At 60.2% G+C, this 22,468-nt stretch carries 25 protein-coding genes and 2 pseudogenes; 17 read left to right on the top strand and 10 right to left on the bottom strand.

The features are described from left to right. Positions 1 to 233: 233 nt before the first annotated feature. Positions 234 to 404: pseudogene (locus tag FJV77_RS23070) on the bottom strand (hydrolase); the annotation flags it as partial. A gap of 389 nt (positions 405 to 793) precedes the next feature. On the opposite strand from FJV77_RS23070, the gene FJV77_RS23075 reads away from it, so the two are divergent. Then, a complete protein-coding gene (locus FJV77_RS23075; protein WP_142868952.1) occupies positions 794 to 1,177 on the top strand; it encodes a VOC family protein in 384 nt (127 codons plus the stop codon). Positions 1,178 to 1,436: 259 nt separating this feature from the next. Here the strand turns inward: FJV77_RS23075 and FJV77_RS23080 are convergent, their stop codons facing one another. From FJV77_RS23080 to FJV77_RS23090, 3 genes are all read right to left on the bottom strand, one after another. Then, on the bottom strand, positions 1,437 to 1,721 hold the full coding sequence (locus FJV77_RS23080) for a hypothetical protein (RefSeq protein WP_246691354.1): 285 nt from the start codon (positions 1,719 to 1,721) through the stop codon (positions 1,437 to 1,439). A 245-nt stretch (positions 1,722 to 1,966) separates the two neighbouring features. Continuing rightward, the gene (locus tag FJV77_RS23085) at positions 1,967 to 2,167 is read right to left on the bottom strand and encodes a hypothetical protein (protein WP_142868911.1); all 201 of its coding nucleotides are present in this window, start codon (positions 2,165 to 2,167) and stop codon (positions 1,967 to 1,969) included. A 71-nt stretch (positions 2,168 to 2,238) separates the two neighbouring features. Further along, positions 2,239 to 2,538 carry a DUF1236 domain-containing protein gene (locus FJV77_RS23090; protein WP_142868912.1) on the bottom strand — a complete coding sequence of 100 codons (300 nt, stop codon included), beginning with the start codon at positions 2,536 to 2,538 and terminating at the stop codon, positions 2,239 to 2,241. Between the two features lie 202 nt (positions 2,539 to 2,740). Between FJV77_RS23090 and FJV77_RS23095 the strand changes: the two genes are divergently transcribed. The 6 genes from FJV77_RS23095 to FJV77_RS23120 all read left to right on the top strand — a co-directional run bounded on the left by FJV77_RS23095 (position 2,741) and on the right by FJV77_RS23120 (position 7,781). Continuing rightward, positions 2,741 to 3,394 (top strand): hypothetical protein, encoded by a 654-nt coding sequence (locus FJV77_RS23095; protein ID WP_142868913.1) that lies wholly within the window; start codon positions 2,741 to 2,743, stop codon positions 3,392 to 3,394. Positions 3,395 to 3,422: 28 nt separating this feature from the next. Further along, the gene (locus tag FJV77_RS23100; RefSeq protein ID WP_142868914.1) at positions 3,423 to 3,782 is read left to right on the top strand and encodes a hypothetical protein; all 360 of its coding nucleotides are present in this window, start codon (positions 3,423 to 3,425) and stop codon (positions 3,780 to 3,782) included. 566 nt (positions 3,783 to 4,348) lie between these two features. After that, complete coding sequence (locus FJV77_RS23105) at positions 4,349 to 4,540, top strand: hypothetical protein (protein ID WP_142868915.1); 192 nt, start codon at positions 4,349 to 4,351, stop codon at positions 4,538 to 4,540. A 112-nt stretch (positions 4,541 to 4,652) separates the two neighbouring features. Continuing rightward, complete coding sequence (locus FJV77_RS23110; RefSeq protein WP_210246361.1) at positions 4,653 to 5,285, top strand: acetylglutamate kinase; 633 nt, start codon at positions 4,653 to 4,655, stop codon at positions 5,283 to 5,285. Positions 5,286 to 5,721: 436 nt separating this feature from the next. Continuing rightward, entirely contained in the window at positions 5,722 to 7,029 is a 1,308-nt protein-coding gene (locus FJV77_RS23115; RefSeq protein WP_246691355.1) for a divalent metal cation transporter, read from the top strand. A gap of 488 nt (positions 7,030 to 7,517) precedes the next feature. After that, complete coding sequence (locus FJV77_RS23120) at positions 7,518 to 7,781, top strand: hypothetical protein (RefSeq protein WP_142868917.1); 264 nt, start codon at positions 7,518 to 7,520, stop codon at positions 7,779 to 7,781. Between the two features lie 200 nt (positions 7,782 to 7,981). Here FJV77_RS23120 and FJV77_RS23125 read toward each other — a convergent pair whose 3' ends face one another. Further along, positions 7,982 to 8,305 carry a hypothetical protein gene (locus tag FJV77_RS23125; RefSeq protein ID WP_246691356.1) on the bottom strand — a complete coding sequence of 108 codons (324 nt, stop codon included), beginning with the start codon at positions 8,303 to 8,305 and terminating at the stop codon, positions 7,982 to 7,984. Positions 8,306 to 8,522: 217 nt separating this feature from the next. Between FJV77_RS23125 and FJV77_RS23130 the strand changes: the two genes are divergently transcribed. The 3 genes from FJV77_RS23130 to FJV77_RS23145 all read left to right on the top strand — a co-directional run bounded on the left by FJV77_RS23130 (position 8,523) and on the right by FJV77_RS23145 (position 10,027). Then, entirely contained in the window at positions 8,523 to 8,954 is a 432-nt protein-coding gene (locus FJV77_RS23130; RefSeq protein WP_246691357.1) for a hypothetical protein, read from the top strand. Between the two features lie 154 nt (positions 8,955 to 9,108). Continuing rightward, on the top strand, positions 9,109 to 9,303 hold the full coding sequence (locus FJV77_RS23135) for a DUF2934 domain-containing protein (protein ID WP_142868919.1): 195 nt from the start codon (positions 9,109 to 9,111) through the stop codon (positions 9,301 to 9,303). 313 nt (positions 9,304 to 9,616) lie between these two features. Then, positions 9,617 to 10,027, top strand: a complete 411-nt coding sequence (locus FJV77_RS23145) for a DUF427 domain-containing protein (RefSeq protein ID WP_142868921.1) — start codon at positions 9,617 to 9,619, stop codon at positions 10,025 to 10,027. 7 nt (positions 10,028 to 10,034) lie between these two features. Here the strand turns inward: FJV77_RS23145 and FJV77_RS23150 are convergent. Continuing rightward, positions 10,035 to 10,256 (bottom strand): annotated as a pseudogene (locus FJV77_RS23150) (metal-dependent phosphohydrolase); the annotation flags it as partial. Positions 10,257 to 10,409: 153 nt separating this feature from the next. Here FJV77_RS23150 and FJV77_RS23155 point away from each other — a divergent pair. The 7 genes from FJV77_RS23155 (at position 10,410) to FJV77_RS23185 (ending at position 16,403) form a co-directional block, all read left to right on the top strand. Continuing rightward, entirely contained in the window at positions 10,410 to 11,189 is a 780-nt protein-coding gene (locus tag FJV77_RS23155) for an alpha/beta hydrolase (protein ID WP_142868922.1), read from the top strand. A 70-nt stretch (positions 11,190 to 11,259) separates the two neighbouring features. Continuing rightward, a complete protein-coding gene (locus FJV77_RS23160; protein ID WP_142868923.1) occupies positions 11,260 to 12,030 on the top strand; it encodes an SDR family oxidoreductase in 771 nt (256 codons plus the stop codon). A 199-nt stretch (positions 12,031 to 12,229) separates the two neighbouring features. Continuing rightward, complete coding sequence (locus FJV77_RS23165; protein WP_142868955.1) at positions 12,230 to 13,060, top strand: alpha/beta hydrolase; 831 nt, start codon at positions 12,230 to 12,232, stop codon at positions 13,058 to 13,060. A gap of 90 nt (positions 13,061 to 13,150) precedes the next feature. After that, positions 13,151 to 13,573 carry a cupin domain-containing protein gene (locus tag FJV77_RS23170; RefSeq protein WP_142868924.1) on the top strand — a complete coding sequence of 141 codons (423 nt, stop codon included), beginning with the start codon at positions 13,151 to 13,153 and terminating at the stop codon, positions 13,571 to 13,573. 339 nt (positions 13,574 to 13,912) lie between these two features. Next, on the top strand, positions 13,913 to 14,830 hold the full coding sequence (locus FJV77_RS23175) for an MBL fold metallo-hydrolase (RefSeq protein ID WP_142868925.1): 918 nt from the start codon (positions 13,913 to 13,915) through the stop codon (positions 14,828 to 14,830). A 111-nt stretch (positions 14,831 to 14,941) separates the two neighbouring features. After that, a complete protein-coding gene (locus FJV77_RS23180) occupies positions 14,942 to 15,694 on the top strand; it encodes an SDR family oxidoreductase (protein ID WP_142868926.1) in 753 nt (250 codons plus the stop codon). A 61-nt stretch (positions 15,695 to 15,755) separates the two neighbouring features. Next, the gene (locus tag FJV77_RS23185) at positions 15,756 to 16,403 is read left to right on the top strand and encodes a hypothetical protein (protein WP_142868927.1); all 648 of its coding nucleotides are present in this window, start codon (positions 15,756 to 15,758) and stop codon (positions 16,401 to 16,403) included. Positions 16,404 to 16,540: 137 nt separating this feature from the next. Here FJV77_RS23185 and FJV77_RS23190 read toward each other — a convergent pair whose 3' ends face one another. Genes FJV77_RS23190 through FJV77_RS23205 form a run of 4 tightly spaced genes read right to left on the bottom strand, consistent with a single transcriptional unit; the run spans position 16,541 to position 21,487 of the window. Next, a complete protein-coding gene (locus FJV77_RS23190) occupies positions 16,541 to 17,245 on the bottom strand; it encodes a response regulator transcription factor (protein ID WP_142868928.1) in 705 nt (234 codons plus the stop codon). Positions 17,246 to 17,262: 17 nt separating this feature from the next. Next, entirely contained in the window at positions 17,263 to 17,619 is a 357-nt protein-coding gene (locus FJV77_RS23195) for a response regulator (RefSeq protein ID WP_142868929.1), read from the bottom strand. 2 nt (positions 17,620 to 17,621) lie between these two features. Then, a complete protein-coding gene (locus FJV77_RS23200) occupies positions 17,622 to 18,263 on the bottom strand; it encodes a response regulator (protein WP_142868930.1) in 642 nt (213 codons plus the stop codon). After that, positions 18,260 to 21,487 (bottom strand): PAS domain-containing protein, encoded by a 3,228-nt coding sequence (locus tag FJV77_RS23205; RefSeq protein ID WP_142868931.1) that lies wholly within the window; start codon positions 21,485 to 21,487, stop codon positions 18,260 to 18,262. Before FJV77_RS23205 ends, FJV77_RS23200 begins: the two co-directional genes overlap by 4 nt. Positions 21,488 to 22,468: the final 981 nt, after the last annotated feature.

Consider the following 22,468-nt stretch of genomic DNA (forward strand, 5'->3'; position numbering starts at 1 on the left):
TTGCCTGAGCGGGCATGGCGTTGTCGGATTTTCCAGGGAAACCTCGTCGGCCATTGTGGCGGTGAACAGGTGAGATGACGGCAATCTCTTCGAGGCATTCAGCGAAGGTGCTCCGCGATTTCGCTTGAGACCGCCAGTTCCACATCGCCGTTGATAGCGATCTCAAACAGACGCAAACCGGCAGCCGCATCCGCAACCGACCTTCACCGAAGTGCTCGCCATCCCGGCCCGGATCAGCCCTCGTTTGGCACAGACGTGTTGAGCAGCCGCTGCTCCCAGAGGCAGGCGATGCCGCTGCCCGCGGCGTGCTGCTTGAGCACCTCCGTCAGCTCGCTGGCGTGCTCGGTGCGCGCCCAGTCGCGCTGCCACTCCGATGCCAGCGCCAGAGGCGGAATCCAAGTCAAGGAAATCTGACTGTCGTTTCAAATAGTTAAGACTCGCGCGACAGCAGTGCTAGCCAACAAAAATGCCAACAAAATATTTCTGTGGATTGGTTTGGTTCCCGAAACTTACTCGCAGGCCCCGGCTCGGCGCAGCTTGACTGCCGCCGGTCGCCATTAAGGCAGTCCGAGTTTGTCAAGCGCATGGCGCAAGTTGACTGAAGTGACCTCCTACTGACGTCTTGAACGTCTGCTTCGCGCCCTCAAGTCGGTCACACAAGCTAGTTTCACCCGCTGCCGAAAGCGCACATGTCTTGGTCGACGATTAAGCAGCTGACTCATGTCGGGGCAAGGAACCAACTCGGAACTTGGCGACCTTGGCCCCAGATCGCAGGTTGGCTAAAGTTGGCACCATGTTGAATGCTGTTCACCACATCGCGCTCATCTGCAGCGATTACGACCGATCGCGACGCTTCTACGTCGAACTCCTGGGCCTCGATCTGATCCGAGAGGTCTATCGGGAGGAGCGCCAGTCATGGAAGGCGGATCTGCTGATCGGATCCGTCCAGCTGGAATTGTTCTCCTTCCCCGCACCAAGGATGCGGCCCTCCCATCCAGAGGCGACGGGCTTGAGACATCTGGCATTTGCTGTGGCGGATCTTGATCCGGTCATAGCGCGGCTTGAAGCCGCCAACGTTACAGTTGAGCCAATCCGAATCGACCCATATACACATCAGCGGTTTACATTTTTCAGAGACCCAGATGAATTGCCGCTGGAACTGTACGAAGTCCCATAAGGAATGACCAACCGCATCATGTGCTCAACGCTGACGAACGGCACGACGTTCAGGCCGAGCGGCAGAGTTGCTTTCGGCTGCAGTCGACTGAACGGCTTTCTTGTCCGCTGTAGATCGGCTCCGTGGAGATCGGAGCCCGCTACCTCCTAACCCCGTCCGGCGGCGGGCTTTGATGGGGCAGCGGAACCTGGGATCAGGCCGGTAACGCTTTGATCTGATGTTGGCTAGGTCTGAAATTAATGCGAAGAAGCCGGCCGGTTTACTCGAGCTTCTGGATGCGCCCCTTTTCGAGGCGGAATACCCCGCTGCTTCCGCCTTGGCGCTCGAAATCAGACTGAATTTCATCCCACGAGCCAAGATACCGGCCGCAATCGGCGCAACTGATCGGCGTCAAAGGTTGGGCGTCCATGGGAATCTGCAGTCGGATCGTGCCGCAATAGGGGCACTCCAAGAGATGGTCTAGGTACTCGCCGGCCATGATCACTTTCAGCACCCCGACCGGGACTATTGGGCGAGCAAGCTGCAAACGCAAGCGCGTATTCATATGGCTCCCGCCACGCGCTTTTTGTAAGTGCCGGCGCTACGGCTTTTCGGCTTCCTTCGCTTCGATCAGCGCACTATGTCGCCGATCTCCCAAAGCTTGTCGGTCACACCAGCAGCCATCGCGGGCGACATGCGGAGCGAAGCGGAATGCGCACATGCGCGTGGGTCCAGTCTTGCGACTATTCCAATTTTGCCCGCACGGCTCCTGCCGTGCGGGCTTTTCCGTTTCAGCGAAAGCCGGATGCCCTATCCATGGCCATCTGCGATGAACGACGCAGCGATCAGATCGTCACCATCGATTCGACCTAAACCGTTCTCCATAATGGCGGCCACTCTCTGGAAAGTATGAACTTCGGCGCCAGAGATTTTAGCCTCCAGCATGCGAGCCTTCAGATCAGCTATCCGTGCGGACAGTTCCTCCGATTTTCCCGGCTTCTGGTACGACATGTCGTGCTCATCCTTTGATGGTGTTTGCCCGCCGCCATCTAAGGCCGCGGGCCATACGTGACGAACGAAGGTCAGTTGTAGACCTTGATGATCTTCCGAGTGCCCGGGTCGACCACCACAGTCCGGTTGTCGACCACGACGTAGCGATATTTGACGTTCGGAATCTCATGGAGTTCCACCGTATCCGGCAGCGCTGTGCCGACATTGAGTTCGACGCCGGGAAGCTTCACCGACGCCAGCGGCTGCTTCTTGACATACTCCTGGATAACCGTGTCCTGCTCGGGCTGAATGATGATGTCCTCGGCGGCGGCGACGCCTACGCCGGCCAAAAGGACAAACGCCGCGGCGGCGGCTGAGAGATACGTTTTCATAGTTTCGCTCCTTGTTAAATCGACGCCTTGGCCGACGTCCGGGGCTAAACTTTAGGCATGTGCGAACGTTCCCCGATGGGGGCTTCAGTCGGCAATGGGATGGGACTTTAGTCGTACGCCGAGAGGCAATGGTCTCACACATACCGTTCGGCGGAACGGTCGTCTTCCATGCTTGTTGTCACGCCGAAATTTGGAGGAAACCATGGACAAGAGTGTTGGCCAAGCGCGGTGGTCGCTCGCGCCGATTTTCGCTACCGGCGTAACCTTCTATTCCTGGCGGCGATCCTCTTTTGAGAACGTGAAGGTCTGCGCAGTGTCTGTCCCTTTCCTGCGCCGATGGGGTTCGTTCGGCGGGCGAACCCTCAAAGATAAGCGAGGTTCTTATGTTGCGCGACGCGGCCCAAATGAGACCCGATCCGGGTGTCACCCCAAAATGGCCGGCGCGATATTGCCCGGTGAGACAACAGCGAACCCCGCGCCGGCCACCGCGGGATACACGGAAATTAGCGCTCTCCGAACGATCGGCAACGATTGGTTAAGGACGCACAGTAAGTCCTGGTTGAAGCCACCGCTGAGCGCATTAAATCCCCAAGGTCACCGCGACGTATGGACATCGGTGCTTTGGAGCTCGTTGGCTTTGGCCCCGGGATTAGAGGTTGGTATCATGACCCAGCCAAGGATATCGGCTTCCGACTGCAATGCCTTGCGCGGCGCCTTTGTGAAATGCGTCATCGAAAAGAACATCCCGGAGGACCGATGGCGTGATGAGGCGGCGCTGTTGATCCGAGACTTTACGGATAGCGATGACGTAGATTCCAACTTGCTGGAATGGATTATACGAACTGGCACTATCTAGCCGTGGGGGGATTCGCCGGCCCTGCGCGATGCTGGCCAGGACACCCTTCACAGAGATCGAGATCGAGGACGTTGGCTTCTACCGACTGCCGAGCATGTGGCATCGCATCAAGCGCGTGAAGCTAGCCGACCGCGGCGTTGCCATTTTCGCTTTCGGCTGCGGGATGACAGTGCGGCAGTTCCGCAAGCCGCCGGCCGACAAGCAGGCGCTGGGTCTCGCGCGCTCATCTGGTGCTTTCTTCGCCATCAAATTGTTAGCCCCCAGCGAGGCCACAGAGCGGGCGCCAGGACGCGCTAGGCGCATCGGCAGTGTAGAACAGCGGCGACGAAAACGCGCGCTGACGGGAAGGTGGGGCTGGTGGGAGACCTTTAACCCAAGTGAGTCATGAGACGCGCCCACAACCTTCGCCCCGCAAGGGCGCGCTTGACGATTTCAGCGAATGTCTCGCCGACCGGGTACGCCAAGGCCAAGGGCTCCTAACCGAACAGGGCGGCCCGGCAGTTTGGCGGGGGAGCCAATACGGCCGGGCCTAACCGGGGGGACAAAGCTACGTGTTGGGCAGCACCGGTTGGCGAAGGAATATACGCGCCTGCTAATTTAATCGGAACACATCCTTAAGAACGAATGGGGGTAACCCGCGCGCTGGGTGGGCGGTCATTTTCTCAACCTCACACCAGCACCGCCACGCTTCGCCCCCGCAAGGGCGTGCTTGAAATTTTAACAGAATGAGAGGGCATTCTGTCCGTGGGCGCAGCAACCCGGACCAGTGACGACCGAAAATCGTTGGCGGGATCTCAAGTCATTTGTCCCTCTTTGGGACGACGCGCAGCTTGGCGGCTGCCGCGAACGGCCTCTCTATAGGCCGGGGGGCGGTGGTGCTGTCCAGACCTCGCGGTTAAAAGCCACCGGCTCGTCTCCGTAGCACGCCGGGTCGAGCCAGTGAGAACCAACCCCATGACTACCGACATCGACATCACCAAGAAGGGCAAAGCCCACGCCGCAATGGCCGACGGGCTCGTCGTTGACATCCACAACCCCAAAGCGATCGGCGACGCCATAGAGAAGCTGATCGACATGCTGGACGCCTTGTCGCCAGATCCCGCTACGACGCCGGCATGCTTCCCTTGCGCGAGCCGGAATGCGTAGTGGGAGCGGAACCTTTAGCTGTCGCTAATGTTTAGCAACGCAACGCCCGATTAATCGCGCCCTGCTGCTCTGTCTGTCTTGCGAGCATTGGCGCCGCATTAGGAGAACAGCCATGAACAGGCGTTTGATGCTCCTTTCCTCCTTCGCTGTGTATCTTGCTGCTGCCGGCCTACCACTCCTGCCCTTGGCCCGCGCTGACGAAGCGCAATCGGCGGCCGACGTCAGGGCTGCAATGCGCAAGCTTTGGGAGGACCATATTACCTACACCCGCAACTACATCATCAGCGCCCTCGCAGGCCTTCGAGACACTGATGACGTCGCAAAGCGCCTTCTCGAAAACCAGGACGACATAGGGGACGCGGTAAAACCCTACTACGGCGATGCGGCCGGAAACCAGCTGGCCACGCTGCTGAAAGACCATATCAAGATTGCAACTGAAGTTGTCAAAGCGGCCAAGTCAGGCAACAAGGGCAAGCTCTCTGCTGCCCAAAAAAAATGGGCTGACAACGCCGACGATATTGCAATGTTTCTTGGTAAGGCCAATCCGAACTGGTCGGAAAAGGATATGCAGGACATGCTACGTAAGCATCTGGAGCTGACGACCGGCGAAGTGGTTGGTCGGCTGAAGAAGGATTGGGCTGCCGATATCAAGTCCTATGACGAAGGGCACGTTCACATGTTGAAGTTCGCCGACATGCTGACCGACGGTATCGCCAAACAGTTTCCCAATAAGTTCAAGGGCTGATCCGGGATTATTCTGACGCGGGTCTTGCATCAGGTGCTGTGATTGCGCCTACGCCCGCGAGGGGTTCCTCGTGTAACTGCGACTAAAGTCCCTAGCTGCCCGGCATTGGTCCCGACGACGAAACATAGGGCCCGCTATCTCATTTTGCTCCCGACCGGCGAGCGGTAGTCTCTTCATCGTCGGTCGACGAGTACCAGTCGTTTTCAGACGATGGGCGGAAGCTCATTTTGGAGGCATGCATGGGACATGGCGGACTCATTGCGGAAGTGTTTACCGCGCTTCTCCTGATAAGCATCGTTGCAGTCGTGTTCTCCCCCACAGCGAGTGTGATCGTGGCTGTGGCGCGCTCAACAGGCCGACCCGTCCCGATCATCGGCCCAATCGTTTCAATGTCTTCCGGAATCGTCCTGGCTATCTGGCTTTCCAGGAGCGAATCTTGACCGATGCGAGGGCCAAGGTCGTCGTCCGGGAGCAAAGCAATGTGCAGGGACCGTTCAAGAAGTTCCTGCGAACAATTGGTCCAGGCTTCATCACCGGTGCTTCGGATGATGACCCCTCAGGCATAGGCACCTATAGCCAGGCCGGGGCACAGTTGGGCTTCAACATCGGCTGGACCATGCTGTTCACCTTCCCGTTGATGTCGGCGATACAGGAGATAGCAGCTAGAATCGGCCGTACGACCGGGAAGGGAATTTCTGGCAATTTGAGCCGCTACTATCCAGCTTCGCTGATGTATTTTGTCGTAAGCCTGCTATTTGCTGCGAACGCCATAAACATCGGCGCCGACCTAAGCGCCATGGCCGAGGCCCTAAAATTACTGATCGGAGGGCCGAGCTCGATCTATGTCTTGGCGTTTGCCTTGACCTCCGTCACGGCAATCGCATTCATTCGCTATAGCCGCTACGTTACGATACTCAAATGGACGACGCTCAGCCTGTTCGCCTATGTCGTAGCAATGTTTTTTGCGAACGTAGCGTGGGCGGAGGCGGCAAAGGGGCTGCTAATACCCCATGTGGAATGGAGCGGCGCGTTCTTTACCACTCTCGTGGCGATTCTAGGAACGACCATTTCTCCTTACCTGTTCTTCTGGCAGGCCTCACAAGAGGTGGAAGAGGAAGAATTGAAACCAATAGCCAAACCGCTGAAGCGGGCGCCTTGGCAGGCGGTGAGAGCCTTTGAGCGGATCCGCGCCGATACGCTGATCGGAATGGCATTGTCGAATCTCATTGCCGTTGCCATCATTTTTACAACTGCAGCAACGCTTCACAAGGCTGGCGTCACGGACATTTCATCGTCGACAGACGCTGCCAAAGCATTAGAGCCGGTCGCGGGGAAATTTGCGTTTATCGTCTTTTCCGCCGGGATCATCGGTACGGGATTGCTGGCGGTCCCCGTTTTGGCGGGCTCGGCGGCTTTTGCGGTTGGCGAAGCTATGCACTGGCCAGTGGGTCTTGAGCGCAAGCCAAAAGAGGCGGCGGCGTTCTATGCTACACTCGCCACGGCCACAGCCCTCGGCACCGGCATCATGTTTACTCCCATCGATCCTATCAAAGCGCTTTACTGGAGCGCCGTGATCAACGGCATTTGCGCGGTTCCGGTGATGGTCGTGATGATGCTGATGGCTAGCCGCGCCGATATTATGGGAGAATTCCAGGTGCGTGGATGGCTGCGGCTATTGGGCTGGCTGTCGACCATCGCGATGACGCTGGCAGCGCTTGGTCTTGTGGCGCAGTGGTTCTTCTGATCGCGTTAGTGTCTCTAATACGCATGCATTTCAGATGTGGTGTTGAAAAAGCATGGGCAGCGAACCCGGCGGTGACCGTCCTTGCCCGGCCTCCGGTAGTGTTAGAGCGCTAAAGTCAACGTGACCGCAACGGGCATCCCCGCATACATTCGCGCGCGGTCTAACCTAAGTAGATTGGCTTAGACGACGTCGAGCTAGATATACCGGCAAAAACGCGGCCGGCGCCGCTTTGGCGGTTACCAAATAACGCCGGCCAAGGCGGAATCAGGTCGCCGCGCTAATCCGCATCGATGGAGCAGTCTCGGGCCCGATGCTCTTGTACCCACTTTCCCCTCCAGCGATCGGAGGTCCACTCGGATACCTCAGGCCCGTTGCCTTCGGCAGCGGGCTTTTGCCTGTGTGTTGCCACCAGGTCCAGGTGGTCCGGGAACAATAGAACGGGTGCCTGGTTTCCTTGGATAGCCACCATTGCAGCGAGGAGAGACGTCATGAGCGAGGCACTGAGAACCACAAATCACGAAGTGATCCGGGCATGGGTGGAAGCGCGTAAGGGCAGGCCGGCGGTGGTGCGGGACTCAGGAAAGGGCGCCATTCTGCGGGTCGATTTTGGGCAAGATGACGAGCAGCTGCAGCCTGTCGAATGGGATGAGTTTTTCCGCATATTGGACGCAAACAATTTGGCTTTCCTGCATCAGGATTTGACGGAGAGCGGCACCACCAGCCTCGTCAGCAGATTTGTCGAGCGCAATTGAGGGGACCCACGTGCCGGCCTGATCAATGATTGCCGGACATTTCATTGTTGCCTTGCGGACGGCTAAATGCATTGTTCGCACGCGGCTGTGAGCTGGCCATCAAATCCGCGAAGCAATGCTACACCGCGATGGCGCGTGCGGAAGGATTTACCTGAAACGTTCCGACCGGACATCCGACCCTATGCAGATTTGCGCTTCGATTAACCAGCCTTCGATTTTGGCGCTTCGCCGCCCTCATATGCTAGGCTCTTGCGGAGAATCTCGGCCAGATTGACCACATTTTCTTTCGGCTTCGGCGCGGGTTTCGGTGGTGCTTTACCCTTTCGTTTCGCATCGATCATCGCGATCAGAGCATCTTCATAGGTGTCCTCGAATTTGGACGGATCGAATTTGGTGACCTTCTTGTCGATCAGAATGCCGGCAATCTCGAGCAACTCGGAATCGTAATCCGTCTTCTTGATGTCTTTGAAGACGCTGTCTTCAGACGTCATCTCGTTGGGGGTCCGAAGTTCGGTCAGCAGCATGCCTTTTCCAAAGGGTTGAATGAGGACTTCTCGTCCGCGCTGCTAGAGCACCACGCATTCTGAGTTGGGATTCGTGAGCGTCAAAGAACGACCAATGAGATCGCATGATGGCCGGCCGATCGACCCCGATACGTAGTTCAAAACAACCTTTCCGACCTCGTCGACTGCCCTAGCTCTATGTTGAGAGGAGACTGGGATGGCAATTTACGGTCTGAGGGTGATCAGCTTCATCATGGTCGCATTGGCCTTTGTCCCGGGCGGCGCGCACTTCTTCTCGATGTTCAACAAGCTGAAGCTCGATGGGACGAGCTACCTGGCCGCGCAACGCGCCTACGACGGCTGGAGCCTGTTCGGAATCGTGGTGCTTGGGGCATTGCTCTTCACAGCCGCCCTGGCAGTCCTGCTTTACCGGTCAGGTGGGTCATTCGGCCTTGTTGTCCTTGCCTTCATCAGCATCGGTGCCACCCAACTCGCCTTCTGGACGCTGACCTATCCGATCAACCAGGCAACCCGGAACTGGACCGTTTTGCCCGAAAACTGGGAGTTGCTGCGGCGCCAGTGGGAGTATTCGCACGCCGTCGCCGCCGGCCTCAATGCCTTGGCGTTGCTGGTACTTTTCATATCAGCGCTTCGCGCAGCGGTCCGTTGAACGAGCACGTCTTCACCGACGCGGCGATCGACCGGGCCGGTGGAGGCGTCGCTTATCCTGATCCCCGGGTGGAGCGCGTGCTCGGCGGCAGCCGCTGCCGAAGGGAACCAAAAATATCATCCGGAATTGAGACTGATGATCGGAGGATCGAGCCATGCCAAGCAGGGAACAGCGCATCAAACAGCGAGCCTATGAAATCTGGGAGCGCGAAGGCCATCCGGCTGGACGCGACCAGGAGCACTGGGATCAGGCCGTGCAGGAAATAGAGGCTGAAGGTCCGGAAGCAGAGCGCGCGGCGGTCCCACCCGAATCCGGGAGCAGCGGCGACTCCAATGGCTCGAATGGTTGAAGGCTGATCGCACCAGGCAACCAAAATAGCGGCGCCTCGTTTTCGAATAAAAGCAGAGGAGGCTTCGACGATGAGAGTTCCATCATGTCTGATCCTGGCGGTGGGTCTTGCGCTGGCTGCCTGTGACAACAGCACCCAGCCGACGAAAGCCAATACCGACACGGTCAACAAGAGCCCACAGGTCGACCAGGACGCCAGACCGAAATCCACGACTGGTGGCGACCAGCCGGTTGCGCCCTCTCAAAGCAAATGACCTCGGTCTCGACAGATCGGATCGACGAGCGGTTCTCGTAATCAGCAAGGAGCATTCGAAATGCAGACGTCAGCCGAAACTTCAGACCTTCGCCATCGCCAATTCGCGATAGAGCCATTCGACGGCACGGTGACGGTGCGGTTTTCCGACGCCATAGTCGCGGCAACCGAACGGGCAAAGGTGCTTCGGGAAGAAGGGCATGATCCCGTGCATTATATCCCCTTCGAGGATATCTATTTCGAACTTTTCGAAAAGACGAACACGGTCACCAAATCCCCGCTAATTGGCACGGCGAGCTATTGGCGCGTCCACGCCGTCGGAAGTTCGGCCGACGATTTCATGTGGGCCTACGAGACGCCGAATAGCGCGGCGAAGGCAATTGCGCGTCACGGTGCGTTCGATCCAAAAAAGGCGCGCATTGACATCGAACCCGCAGAGGACAAACGGCACACGCCCCACGTGATCGAGTAGGGCCGGATTACCGGCGAGGGAATTCCTCATCGAGGATGCGCAAGCCTTCTTCGTATTTGGTCGCCGATGCCCCGATCTGCCGCGACTGCCAGATATTGTCTTCCAGGTCGGCGCGCTTCACCGGCAGCGCAAGTTTGTTCGATGCAGCCCGCCGCACGAAGGCGAAATAATCCTCGCCATCCCGGCGCGACATGGCATCGACGGCCGAAGCAATTGCCGGACTGAAGCCGGGTCGCCTGCCTGCCGTCTACCTCATAGGTCATCGGCGTGGTCTGCCCTAGACCTTCGCATCATATGACAGACACCTCCGCTGAATAGTTTCCGCCGTCCACTCCGTCGCATTGTCTGCCGCATCGGCCACCCCGGCCCATAGGAGAAGACGATGCGCAACTTCATAGCCTTGATGACGCTCGGCGCATCACTAGCTCTTGCGGTCGGTGCCTCGGCACAGACGGCTGACAACAAACCCACGATCGTGCTCGTGCATGGCGCTTTCGCGGAATCGTCTAGCTGGAACGGCGTCATCGCCGAGCTCAGCAGCAATGGGTACCGGACCATCGCAGCGGCCAATCCGCTGCGCGGCGTTGCAAGCGATGCCGCGGCTGTGTCGTCCATCATCGGGTCGATCGACGGACCGGTGGTCCTCGTGGGCCATTCCTATGGCGGCCCGGTCATCACTGAGGCGGCGAACGGAAGGAGCAACGTCAAGGCGCTGGTCTATGTAGCCGGTTTCGCCCCGGATGCCGGCGAGTCGAGCCTCTCGCTGTCCGGAAAGTTCCCAGGCAGCACGCTGGGCGAAGCGCTCTTGTCCGTGGCATTGCCGAACGGCGGTCAGGATCTCTACATCCAGCCGGACAAGTTTCACGGGCAATTCGCGGCCGACGTCCCGGCGGCCGAAGCCCTCTTGATGGCGGCAACCCAACGTCCCGTCGCGAAAGCCGCCCTGGCAGAGCCCTCCGGCGCGCCTTCTTGGAAGACAATTCCGTCCTACGCGATCTACGGCTCGGCCGATCGGAACATCCCGCCCGCCGTCATGAAGTTCATGGCCGAGCGCGCGCATTCCGTGAAGACAGTGGTCATCGAAGGCGGATCGCATGCCCTGGCGGTTTCGCATCCGGGGGAGGTCGCCTCGATCATCGAGGAGGCTGCGAAGGCAGAGTGACAAGCGCACCGGCCCCATAGCCGGCTCAATCAGACATTCCAACCCTACGGCGCGAACAAGGAGGTTCGACATGAAAATCGTAATCATCGGCGGCACCGGTCTAATCGGTTCCAAAACCGTCACAAGGCTGAGCGTGAAGGGCCACGAGGTATTGGCGGCGTCACCAAGTGGCGGCGTCAACACCTTCACCGGTGAAGGATTGGATAAGGCTCTTGCCGGGACGGAGGTTGTCATCGACCTCGCCAATTCGCCTTCGTTCGAGGACAAGGCCGTTCTCGAGTTCTTCGAAACAGCCGGAAAGAACCTGCTCGCGGCGGAGAAGGTTGCCGGCGTGAAACACCACATTGCGCTCTCGATCGTGGGGGCGGAGCGCCTGCCCCGCAGCGGCTACCTGCGCGCCAAGATGGCTCAGGAGAAGCTGATCAGGGAGTCGGGAATCGCCTACACGATCGTTCACTCAACGCAGTTCTTCGAGTTCCTTGGCGGCATAGCAGAGTCGGCAACCGTCGGCGACACGGTCTCGGTATCGTCGGCCTACTTCCAGCCCATCGCCTCCGACGACGTCGCAGATGTCATGGCTGAAGTGGCGCTCTCCCAGCCGATTAACGGCGTGATGGAGATTGGCGGCCCCGAGCCGTTCCGCATGAACGAGCTGGTCGCGCGTTTTCTGCAGCTCGCCAACGATCCCAGGAAGGTGATCGGCGATCCTCATGCGCTCTATTTCGGGACCGAGCTAGACGACCGCTCGCTTGTCCCGGGCGCGGGCGCCCGCATCGCTTCGACGTCGTTCGAAGACTGGTTCGAGCACGCCCCGCCTCGGCGAAGCGGTGTTGCGGCGTAAGGCGTCATCTGAAGAGAACTCGCAAGGAAAAACGACGATGGACCACGAGCTGCCCTTTGCGCCTCAGGCAAGTCGCCGGGCCTTCCTCCTCGGCGCGGCGGCCGCCGGCATTGCAACCGGCCTGCCCAAATACGCGCTCGCGCAAGGGACAGCCGGCCAGGAGTCGAGCCCATCCATCGCTCAAGAAGGATCGAAAGATATGAGCACTGTCACTACCAAGGACGGCACCGAGATCTACTACAAGGACTGGGGGCCGAAGGACGCCCAACCGATCGTCTTCCACCACGGCTGGCCGCTTAGCGCTGACGACTGGGACGCGCAGATGCTTTTCTTCGTCAGCCAAGGGTATCGCACCATCGCCCACGACCGGCGGGGGCACGGCCGTTCCGCACAGGTGAGCGACGGTCACGACATGGCTCACTATGCCGCCGACGCGGCGGCGGTAGTCGAGCATCTCGGATTGAGGGACGCCATCCATATCGGCCATTCGACCGGCGGCGGAGAAGCGGCCCGCTATGTCGCCCGCCACGGCAGGGAGCGCACCGCCAAGCTCATCCTCATCGGGGCAGTGCCACCGATCATGGTAAAGACGCCGGCCAACCCTGGGGGGCTTCCGATTGAGGTGTTCGACGGATTGCGCAAGGCGCTGGCCGAGAACCGTGCGCAGTTCTATGTCGATTTCCCCTCGGGTCCGTTCTATGGCTTCAACCGGCCGGGTGCGAAATCCATTCAGGGCGTCATCCAGAACTGGTGGCGGCAGGGTATGATGGGCAGCGCCAAGGCGCATTACGACGGCATCAAGGCTTTCTCGGAGACCGACTTCACCGAGGATCTCAAGATCATCGAGGTGCCGACGCTTGTCATGCACGGGACAGACGACCAGATCGTTCCGATTGCCGATTCTGCGCCGCTTTCCGCGAAGCTGCTGAAGAACGGTAGGCTCAAAGTCTACGAGGGCTTCCCGCACGGCATGTGCACTACGCACGCAGACGCCGTGAACGCTGACCTACTAGCCTTCATCAAGTCATAGGCTCGCGCGCACGACCGCGAGAGCCAGATCGCCGGCTGCCCCCCGGCCGGCGATCACCCTCCATCCTCAACTGCAACTGGAGTCCAGATAATGATCAGGACCATACTCCACAGCACCGCCGCTCTCGCGACCCTCATCGCCACTGCGGCGCTGGCCGAAGATTCGGCGAGCATGCCCAAAAACGTGAAGCTCGTTTACGACCAGCCGCTTCCGAACGTGCCCGGCAAGAGCATGAGAGGCGTGCTCGTCGTGTATGAGCCAGGCGGCACGTCGCCCGCGCATCTCCATCCGAAATCCGCCTTCATCTACGCCACGGTTCTCGAAGGAGCGATTAAGAGCCAGGTCAATGATGACCCGGTGGTCACCTATCGCGCCGGCGAAAGTTGGTCGGAGTTTCCTGGCGATCGTCACAGCGTCAGCGAGAATGCCAGCGCAACCGAACCCGCCAGGCTTCTGGCCGTCTTCGTCGTTGACACCGACGAGACGCAACTGGTGCTCCCCTACGACGAATGAGGCCGGGATTTCATCGCCCTGTCAGGCGGGAAAGGCGCCGCCGCCGCGTTTGAAGAGTTCGGCGACGCGGCCACTCAAGGGAGCAGGCCCGAAACAAAGCCGGCACCATCGGCACTTACCAGCTACGACATCCGGCGCTTCGACGGTTTGAGAAGCGAAATCGATCGGGGAGCCGGGTCATGACGGGTTATTCGGCTATTCGACTCCCCGCAACCTGAATGACAAGACCTATACGGTGGTATGGTTCGCCCTCTCCCTCGACCCAATCGACCGCAAAACACAGCCCAAGGTAACGTAGTCGATGCCGCGTGTAAGGCGGCGGATCAGCAGGAGACGAACATGGGCCTACATAACATCTCACACCCCGGCAAGGCCGGGCTCGAAGAGTTGGTTCCGTCGCGCTACGCGGTGCGGGTCGGCGAGATTGACGTGCTGGTGGTCAGCGACGGAGTGCTGCCACTCCCAACTGAAATGCTGGGACACAACGCCGACCCAGCCGCCCGGGCCGCCTGGCTGGGCGACATGTTCTTGCCAACGGATGCTTTCGATTGGTCGCTGAACGTCGTCCTGGTGCGCAGCGGCGATCGGACGATATTGATCGACGCTGGGCTGGGGCTGGATCCGAATTTGAATTTGCCGCGGGCCGGACAGCTGGTCAGGCGACTGGACTCAGCCGGCATCGATCTTGCGTCGGTGACCGACGTGGTGCTTACCCACTTGCACATGGACCACATCGGCGGTCTCCTCGTCGACGGCGTGAAAGACCGGCTGCGGCCGGACCTGCAGATCCACGTGGCGGCCGCCGAGGTCAAATTTTGGGAGTCGCCCGACTTCACCCACGTCCACATGCCGCAGGGCTTCCCGGACGCGCTTAAAGCAACCGCCAAGCGGTTCATGAAAGAGTACCGGAGCCATCTGCGGCAGTTCGATGAGCAATATGAGGTGGCACCAGGAGTGGTCGTCCATCGCACCGGCGGCCACACTCCGGGGCACAGCGTCGTCCGTCTGGCGTCAGGCGGCGATCGCCTGACATTCGCCGGCGACGCTGTGTTCGCGGTCGGGTTCGATCACCCCGACTGGCACAACGGCTTCGAGCACGACCCCGAAGAGGCGGCTCGCGTTCGTGTCCGCCTTCTGACGGAGCTGGCGGCGACCGGCGAACAGCTTGTGGCCACTCACCTGCCGTTCCCGTCCGTCGGCCGGGTGGCGGTCGACGGCGACGCCTTTCGTTGGGTGCCGGCCTTCTGGGATTACTGACCGCTTTTGGGTTAGCGCGGAACCAGGGCGCGGGCTCATTGCGATATGAGTCCGCGTGTCCCTAGTTGCTCCAATCCGATAATTCGTTAGCCCTGAGCCAGGAGTGAGTTGATGTCCGCACTGGAGAACAAGGTCGTTATCGTCACCGGGGGAAGCTCCGGCATCGGTCGCGCCGCGGCGCTGAGCTTTGCAAAGCAAGGTGCGAAGGTCCTCATCACGGGGCGCCGGGCAGCAGCCTTGAAGAAGACGGTAGCCGAGCACAAGAACATCGTTAGCGTTGTCGCCGACGTCGCGAACCCGGAAGACGGGCCTCGCACGGTCGCGAAGGCCATAGACACGTGGGGCCGCCTCGACATTCTGGTCAACAATGCGGGCGCAGGAGCGCTTCTTCCGTTGCGCAATTCCTCGGCAGCGCAGATCAACGCCATCTTTGCCGTCAACGTGGTCGGGCCAAGCCTGCTCGCTGCGGCGGCTCTTCCACACCTGGAAGCAACGAAGGGTACGATCGTCAACATCTCCAGCACGTTCGGCCAAAAGGCTGGCGCGGATCTCTCCCATTACGCAGCCAGCAAGGCCGCGCTCGAGCACCTGACACGCTGCTGGGCGCTCGAGCTGGCGCCGCTTAACGTGCGCGTCAACGCCGTGGCGGCCGGCCCAACCGAGTCGGGTGCGCTGACGGGCATGATGGGGCTCTCCCCGGAGCATGCCGCCGTCATCGAGGAAGCAGAGCGCGAGCAAATTCCGCTCAAGCGACGCGGCACTCCGGACGATGTTGCCAAGTGGATCGTCCATCTGGCCGATCCGACGTCCGAGTGGGTGACCGGGCAGATCATCACAGTCGACGGAGGCCTTGGCCTCACATGACGACCTGGCCGCGGCACGCGCTGACGGAATTCCCGGTTGGGGCTCGCTGAGGAGACAGCACATGACCACGATCAAGGTTCGGACACTTGCGGGGATTTCGGTTCCAGATACGCCGCTCGTGGGCCGGGCCATCGACTATGCTCGCCGGGAAAGCGAACCCTATCTGTTCAATCATGTCGTCCGTTCTTGGCTGTTTGCGGTACGGATCGGGCAGCTTCGGCACATTGATCACGACGCGGAAGTGGTCGCCTTGGGAACGCTGCTGCACGACATCACGCTCAATGAGCGCTTCAACGGTCCACGCCGTTTCGAGGTTGAAGGCGCCGATCTGGCCCGGGCCTTCGCAACGCAGGGCGGTCTTGACGAGCGCCGAGCTCAACTGATCTGGGACAGCGTCGCCCTCAACTCCACGCCGTCGATCGGCCTCTACAAGGAGGCGGAGGTGGCGCTTTGCACTGCAGGTATCTGCCTGGACGTGGTAGGGCTCCAATACGAGCTCATCCCGGCCGCGGAGATCGCAACGATCGTCCAAGAATTTCCGCGGCTCGATATGAAGCGGCGCATGACCCGATGCTTCTGTCACATTGCCGAGGTCAGGCCGGAAACGACGTACGACAACTTCATCCGGGATTTCGGTGAACGCTATGTGCCTGGGTACAGAGCTTCTTCCGCCGTCGACCTCGTGTCGAACGCACCCTTCGACCAATAAGCACTTCTAGATTAATCGCCGGCCGCCTGTTTGAATTCGTCGTACCTTTCGACGGCCCTCCGCTTGTCCTTGGGCGGCAACGCGTTGTGCCTTGCCGGCGCGCTGGGAGATCCCCGATCCACGGCGGGGTGATCGGATCAAGCTGCAGTCTTGGTTGCACCTGCCTCACGCATGGTCGCGGGTAACGTTTCCCATGCCCGGATCAGTTCGCCGATGGAGGCGGATTCCATCTTGCGCATGACATTGCCGCGGTGCAGCTTGACCGTCACTTCGCTGATGCCGAGGTCGAACGCGATCTGCTTGTTAAGACGTCCGTGCGCCACTTCGCGCAGTACCTCGCGTTCGCGTGGCGTCAGGGTTTCAAGGCGTTCGACGTTGCGCTTCACGACCGCGGCTTCCGCCCGACGCGCGGCATCCACTGCCACGCCAGCAATTACGGCGTCGAGCAGGGTCTGATCACGGACCGGCTTCGTGAGAAAATCGACGGCGCCGGCCTTCATCGCCTGGACGGTCATGGGTATGTCGCCGTGTCCAGTCAGGAAGATGATCGGTTTCGGATTGCCGTTCCCCGCGAGTTGACGCTGCAGGTCGAGGCCACTCGTGCCCGGCATGCGAACATCCAGGATCAGGCATCCGGGCTTGTCCAGCAAGGTGGCGTCGAGCAATTCGCGCGTGGATGCAAAGCTCGCCGACTGGAAGCCGGCCGACAGGACTAATTCGGACAACGCTTCCCGGACAGATTCGTCGTCGTCAACGATGATGACGAGCGGCTGTTCCGCTTCGGGGGTCTCGTGCGAGTGCAGCGGTGCAGATCCCCGCAAGATCGACTGGTCATTTCTCATGCTCACCCTCCAGTTTCTCAATTGCGTAACGCATCGCTTACGGCCGCCAGCAGGATTTTTGCGTCGAATGGCTTCCGGAAGCATCTGCCGGTACCTTGGTGCTGATCCGCTATCTCGTGGCGTCCGGTGATGAGGAAGACCGGCAGGTCGGGACGCGCCTTCTTCACCAGGTCGCGAAGCTCAAAGCCGTCCATGCCAGGCATTCCGATATCGGTGATGAGCACATCCAGGCCAGACAGCCCGCTGACGAGCAGCGACTCCGCTGACGAGAAGCTGCGGGCCACATAGCCTGCGGACTCCAGAAGGTCCTCTACCGACTCGAGCAGTCTCGGATCGTCGTCGACAATCGCCACGACAGGTTTTGGCTTGCTCACACTCAACCTCCTCTCGTCCGGCGCGAGTGAGTGATCGGTATTTCCAATCGCTCCGCGATGCGCACGAGATCGGCGAGCGACGCCGCCATCATTTTCTGCATGACATTCCTTCTATGAATTTCCAGTGTGACCTCGCTGATCCCCAGTTCCGCGGCAGCCTGCTTGTTGAGAAGACCGCTGACCACAAGCGGCAACACCTCGCGTTCGCGCGGCGTCAGGTCGAGATAACGCTGCCTCAACGCCCCGAGTTCAGCGCGCGCCGACCGCTTTTGCCGATCCTGGGCGATCGCTGCGTTGACTGCGGTCATGAGATTCGCATCACTGAAAGGCTTGGTCAGAAAGTCGACGGCTCCGTGCTTGATCGCCCGGACCGACGATGGGATGTCGCCATGCCCTGTTATGAAAACAATCGGCGGATGATCGCCCTCCGCGATCTGCCTCTGCAGATCGAGGCCGTTGATATCCGGCAACTCGACATCGAGGATAAGGCAGGCCGGGACGTCCGGCTTGTCCGTGGTGACATAATCGCCGGCCGATCCGAACGCCATGGCGCGCATGCCGTGTGAGGCAAGTAGCTCGCCGAGCGCCTCCCGAATGCGCGCATCGTCATCGACGATGAAGACGATATGGTCGTCCGTTGTCATGCGGTAGCTTTCACTTCAGCCGGCAACGTGAAAATGAATGTCGCTCCATGCGGCTCGTTCTTTTCCACCCACAAGCGTCCGCCGTGAGACTCGACAATCGAACGGCAGATGGCGAGTCCCATGCCCATGCCATTCTCTTTTGTCGTAAAAAACGGCTCGAATATCCTCTCGGGGGACGCAACTCCCAGGCCGCGATCGCTGATTTCGGTTTGGACCACATCTCCCCTAGCTCGCACCCGCAAGCCAAGAACTCTGTCGTGTGCAACAGACTCCATCGCATCCATGCCGTTGCGGATGAGGTTGACCAGAACTTGCTGGATGTGGACGCGATCGAGCGCGACGAGCGGAAGGTCGCGGTTGACATCAACGTCCAAACGAACGCGACGGCGCACCGCCTCCTCGGCCACGAGGTTAAGCGCCTCGGCGATGACACTGCCGAGCGTCGTCCTCGTCCTCGTCTCCACGGATTGCTTGAACAAGGCGCGTATGCGGCTAACGACATCGGCGGCGGAATTCGCGTCACGAATGATGCGCTCCACCGTCTTTTGCGCCCGCTCGAGATTTGGCGGTTCGGCCATGAGCCAGCGCTGACAGGCGTGCGAGTTCGCCACGACGGCCGCCAGGGGCTGGTTCACCTCGTGCGCGATGGAAGCCGAAAGCTCCGCAAGGCTCGCTGCTTGGCTCGCACGTGCAAGTCGCTCTTGCGCCAAGCGCAACTCTTCTTGCGCCCGAACCTGACCATCGATATCCAGGCAGGTGACGTTCCACTGTATAATCGCCCCCTCGGAGTTGCGCATGGGCGCGGCGCGCGTGTCGACCCAGCGATATTCGCCGTCGAAGCGCCGCAGACGGTGCTTGCGCGCATACGGCTCGCCGGTGGCCAAGGAGCGGGCATAACTCTCTTTGACGTCCGCCACGTCGTCGGGATGAACACCAGCGTCGAGCGTGCCGGCCAAGCGGCCCTTTCCCGTTCCGTCCAATTCTTCAAGCTCATACCCGAGGAATTCGCGAAGCTGCCGGCTGCGATACATCGGCTCGCCATCCGGCGCGGCGCAATCGATCATTATCGGAAGAGTTTCAACGAGCTGCCAGAGGAAGCGTTCTCTCTCGCGCAGCGCCTCCTGCGCGGTAGCCAAATCGTGGATGTCGACGCAAACGCCGTACCACTGGACGATGCTGCCGGACTCGTCGCGAAGCGGCTCCGCGCGTCCCTCGGTCCACCGGTAGCCGCCACCTGACCGCCGCTGTCGATAGGTCCTTGCGAAGGCGGTACCAGCCTCGAACGAGCGCGCGAGCGCCTGCTCTACCACCGGCCTGTCATCCGGATGGACATCCGCCAGGGATCGCGACGAGTCCGGCGCGGTCAAGTCTTCCAGGGTGACGCCAACCGTATCCATGAGCGGCTTGTTGATGTAGGACGGCGTTCCTTCGGGCGTTGTGCTCCAGATGAGAGCGGGCACGGCGTCGATTAACTGCCGCAGCTCCCGCTCCCGGTCGCGCAGCGCCTCCTGCGCGCGCATCTCATCGTCGATGTCGATGGAAATTGCGTACCATTGCACAATCGCTCCGCCGTGATCCCGCACCGGCTCCCCGCGGCCGTCAACCCAGCGGTACGCACCGTCCGCGCGGCGCATTCGATACTTCATGGCGTAAGGTTCGCCGGTGGCGAGAGAGTGGCGGACCGTCTTCAGCAGGCGGGCTGCATCTTCGGGGTGGACGAGGGTCTGTATTGCCGCCGCCAGCCGGCTCATATCCGGCTTCTCCAATTGCGCCACGTCATGCAAGCCGAAGAAGTCAAGCAAGCGCTTGTTGAAGAAGGTAGGCTCGCCTTCGGGCGTCAGACGTCTGATCTGAACGGGCACCATATCCACGAGCTGCGCGAGCTCCCGCTCCCGGTCCCGCAACGCCTGCTGCGCGGTCACCTGGTCATCGATGTCGACGTTCACGCCGTACCAGTGGAGAATGGCGCCGGCGTCGTCGCGCAACGGTTCGGCGCGAGACTCAACCCATCGATATACGCCATCCGCGCGGCGCACGCGCCACGTCATGGAGAACGGCTTGCCGGTGGCAAGCGAGTGACCGATCGCCTCCTGAATGCCCGGAGCATCCTCGGGATGGGCGGAAGTCGCGATGGCGGCGGCCAGCCGGCTCATTCCAGGCTGATCGTAGTCAACTACATCAAGGCCGAGAAAATCGCTCAGGCGCTTGTTGATGAAGTTCGGCTCACCGGCGGGCGTGAGGCGCCAGACGTGGCTCGGAACAAGGTTGACGAGCTGCGAAAGCTCCCGCTCTCGATCGCGCAACGCCTCCACGCTTTGGCGCAATGTGAGCACCGCCACCTGATGTTGCCTGGATATCGCGGCCACTATGAGCGCTGAGGATGCCGAGATGGCCAGAAAGAGCTGTAGCATGATGTGCTTTTGCCTCTGGGACTCGGGGTCACCGGCAAATTGGCTGGCGCCGGATATCGTGAATATCGCCGTGATCAGAGCGAGGAGGGCCAAGGTGACGGCGGCGCCTTTGAATTCGAAGCGAACCGCGGCCCAAAGAAGAGGCGGCATGATGATATAGGCGAACGGCAGGTAATCACTCAACGAAAGAGCGGCGATACCGAGGAAGATCAGCCCGAGGCCGAGAGCTTCCATCCATCGCGCGCCCGTGAGCCGGGCTTCGTCGCGCCAGTTCTGCATAACGACCAACGCCAGTGGCGCTACGATCAAGACCCCGGTAGCGTCTCCGATCCACCATAGAGGCCAAGCTTCCGTGAAGGATTGCGATTGTATGCCAAACCACGCAAGCGTAGCGCTTCCCACCGTCGCGCTCACGACTGGGGCAATTCCAGCGCCCAACACGACGAGCGCGAGAACTTCATGCAGCGTTTCCAGCCTGACTGGCCGTCCTAAAGTCCGGTTAACGAGCCATGCGCCGGTCGCCGCTTCAAGAGCGTTGCCCGCATAGATCAGGACGGCGGCAGGCAGTGGACTGTGGAACCACACGACGTTGCTGAACAGTTCCGCAAAAAGTCCACCCAGCATCCACCACGGCCAACTGTGCCTGGAAGCGAGGATAAGCGTAGCCATGAAAAGCCCACTTGGAGGCCAAACGGAAATACCTGTTCCGGGTATGATCGCGAGCGCCTGAGCGAATCCGCAGCCGAGGACGTAGGCCGCTGCAAAAAGCCCCAGGTGCAAGAATTGAGGGCGGTGCGACCAGAGGCGCGTCATTGGTTTCTCCTAGCCGGACAAAGAAGGCCAGGGGGCTGTCGGCGCTCCGTATAGCACTTGTTCTCGATATCTGGCCCGGCGAAGTCACAGCCTACCCTAGTCCCACCATGGCCTAACCGCATCTCATGGAAATCCATGAGGTGTGCGAGCCGAGCACTCACCTAGCTTTCGGGATGATCCTGCCACACCACCCGAGCGGATATACGGCCCGCTCGCGTGATGGCTTGGCTCGGCTGAGCGCGGTATGTTTCTGGAGCGATCAACTTCAACGAGTTTCAAGGGGATCTTATGAACATGGCCGCCAAATCCTCTGATCTCTGGCGGACGAGGTGTTCACCATTCCGAACGCCTATCGCGCGAAGGACTGAACAGACTGGGCGGGATCGCGCCGAGCCGCGCAGGTACGTCGAACGCGGAAGTTCGCACCCGTTCGGCGGCATGTCCGCTTCCCGAAGGGCGTGCGCGAAGAGCTCGTACGAGCGGCTCGTGATGCTGGCTTACATGCCCTTCATCGACGAGTCCTCGTTCCTGAAGGTCGACGCTTCCCGTGTCGAGAGTTGTGCCGTTGACGGCATCCGATCGTCGACGCATCAGTTGCCCTGTCCAACACCATCTATGGATTCCCCTGGACGGGCCATGGCTTCGCCATTCCCCTTGGCTTCACCAAATACTTAACTGAGTAGATCGTCAGCGGTGAAAAACCGGAGGCGCTCGACGTGTTTTCAGCAAAACGGTTTCGTCCGGCGCACTCCAACCAGGCCGACACGGCGCCCGGTTCTCGATGTTCTCGATGCGAAAGCTCAGTTCTAAGCGTGGCTATCCAGTCTCCGGATGACGCAGCGACGCTCCGAGGAGAATATCCACATCGAGGGGCACCTGACGTTGATGCGCATGTCCAGCGCATGACCATTTGGATCCTGTCTTGTCAGCAGACATGGCGGTTGCTTAGCCGAGCACCTCCGCGAACCGTCGCGGCGATGC

The organism is Mesorhizobium sp. WSM4306 (assembly GCF_007003975.1).
GTDB lineage: Bacteria > Pseudomonadota > Alphaproteobacteria > Rhizobiales > Rhizobiaceae > Mesorhizobium.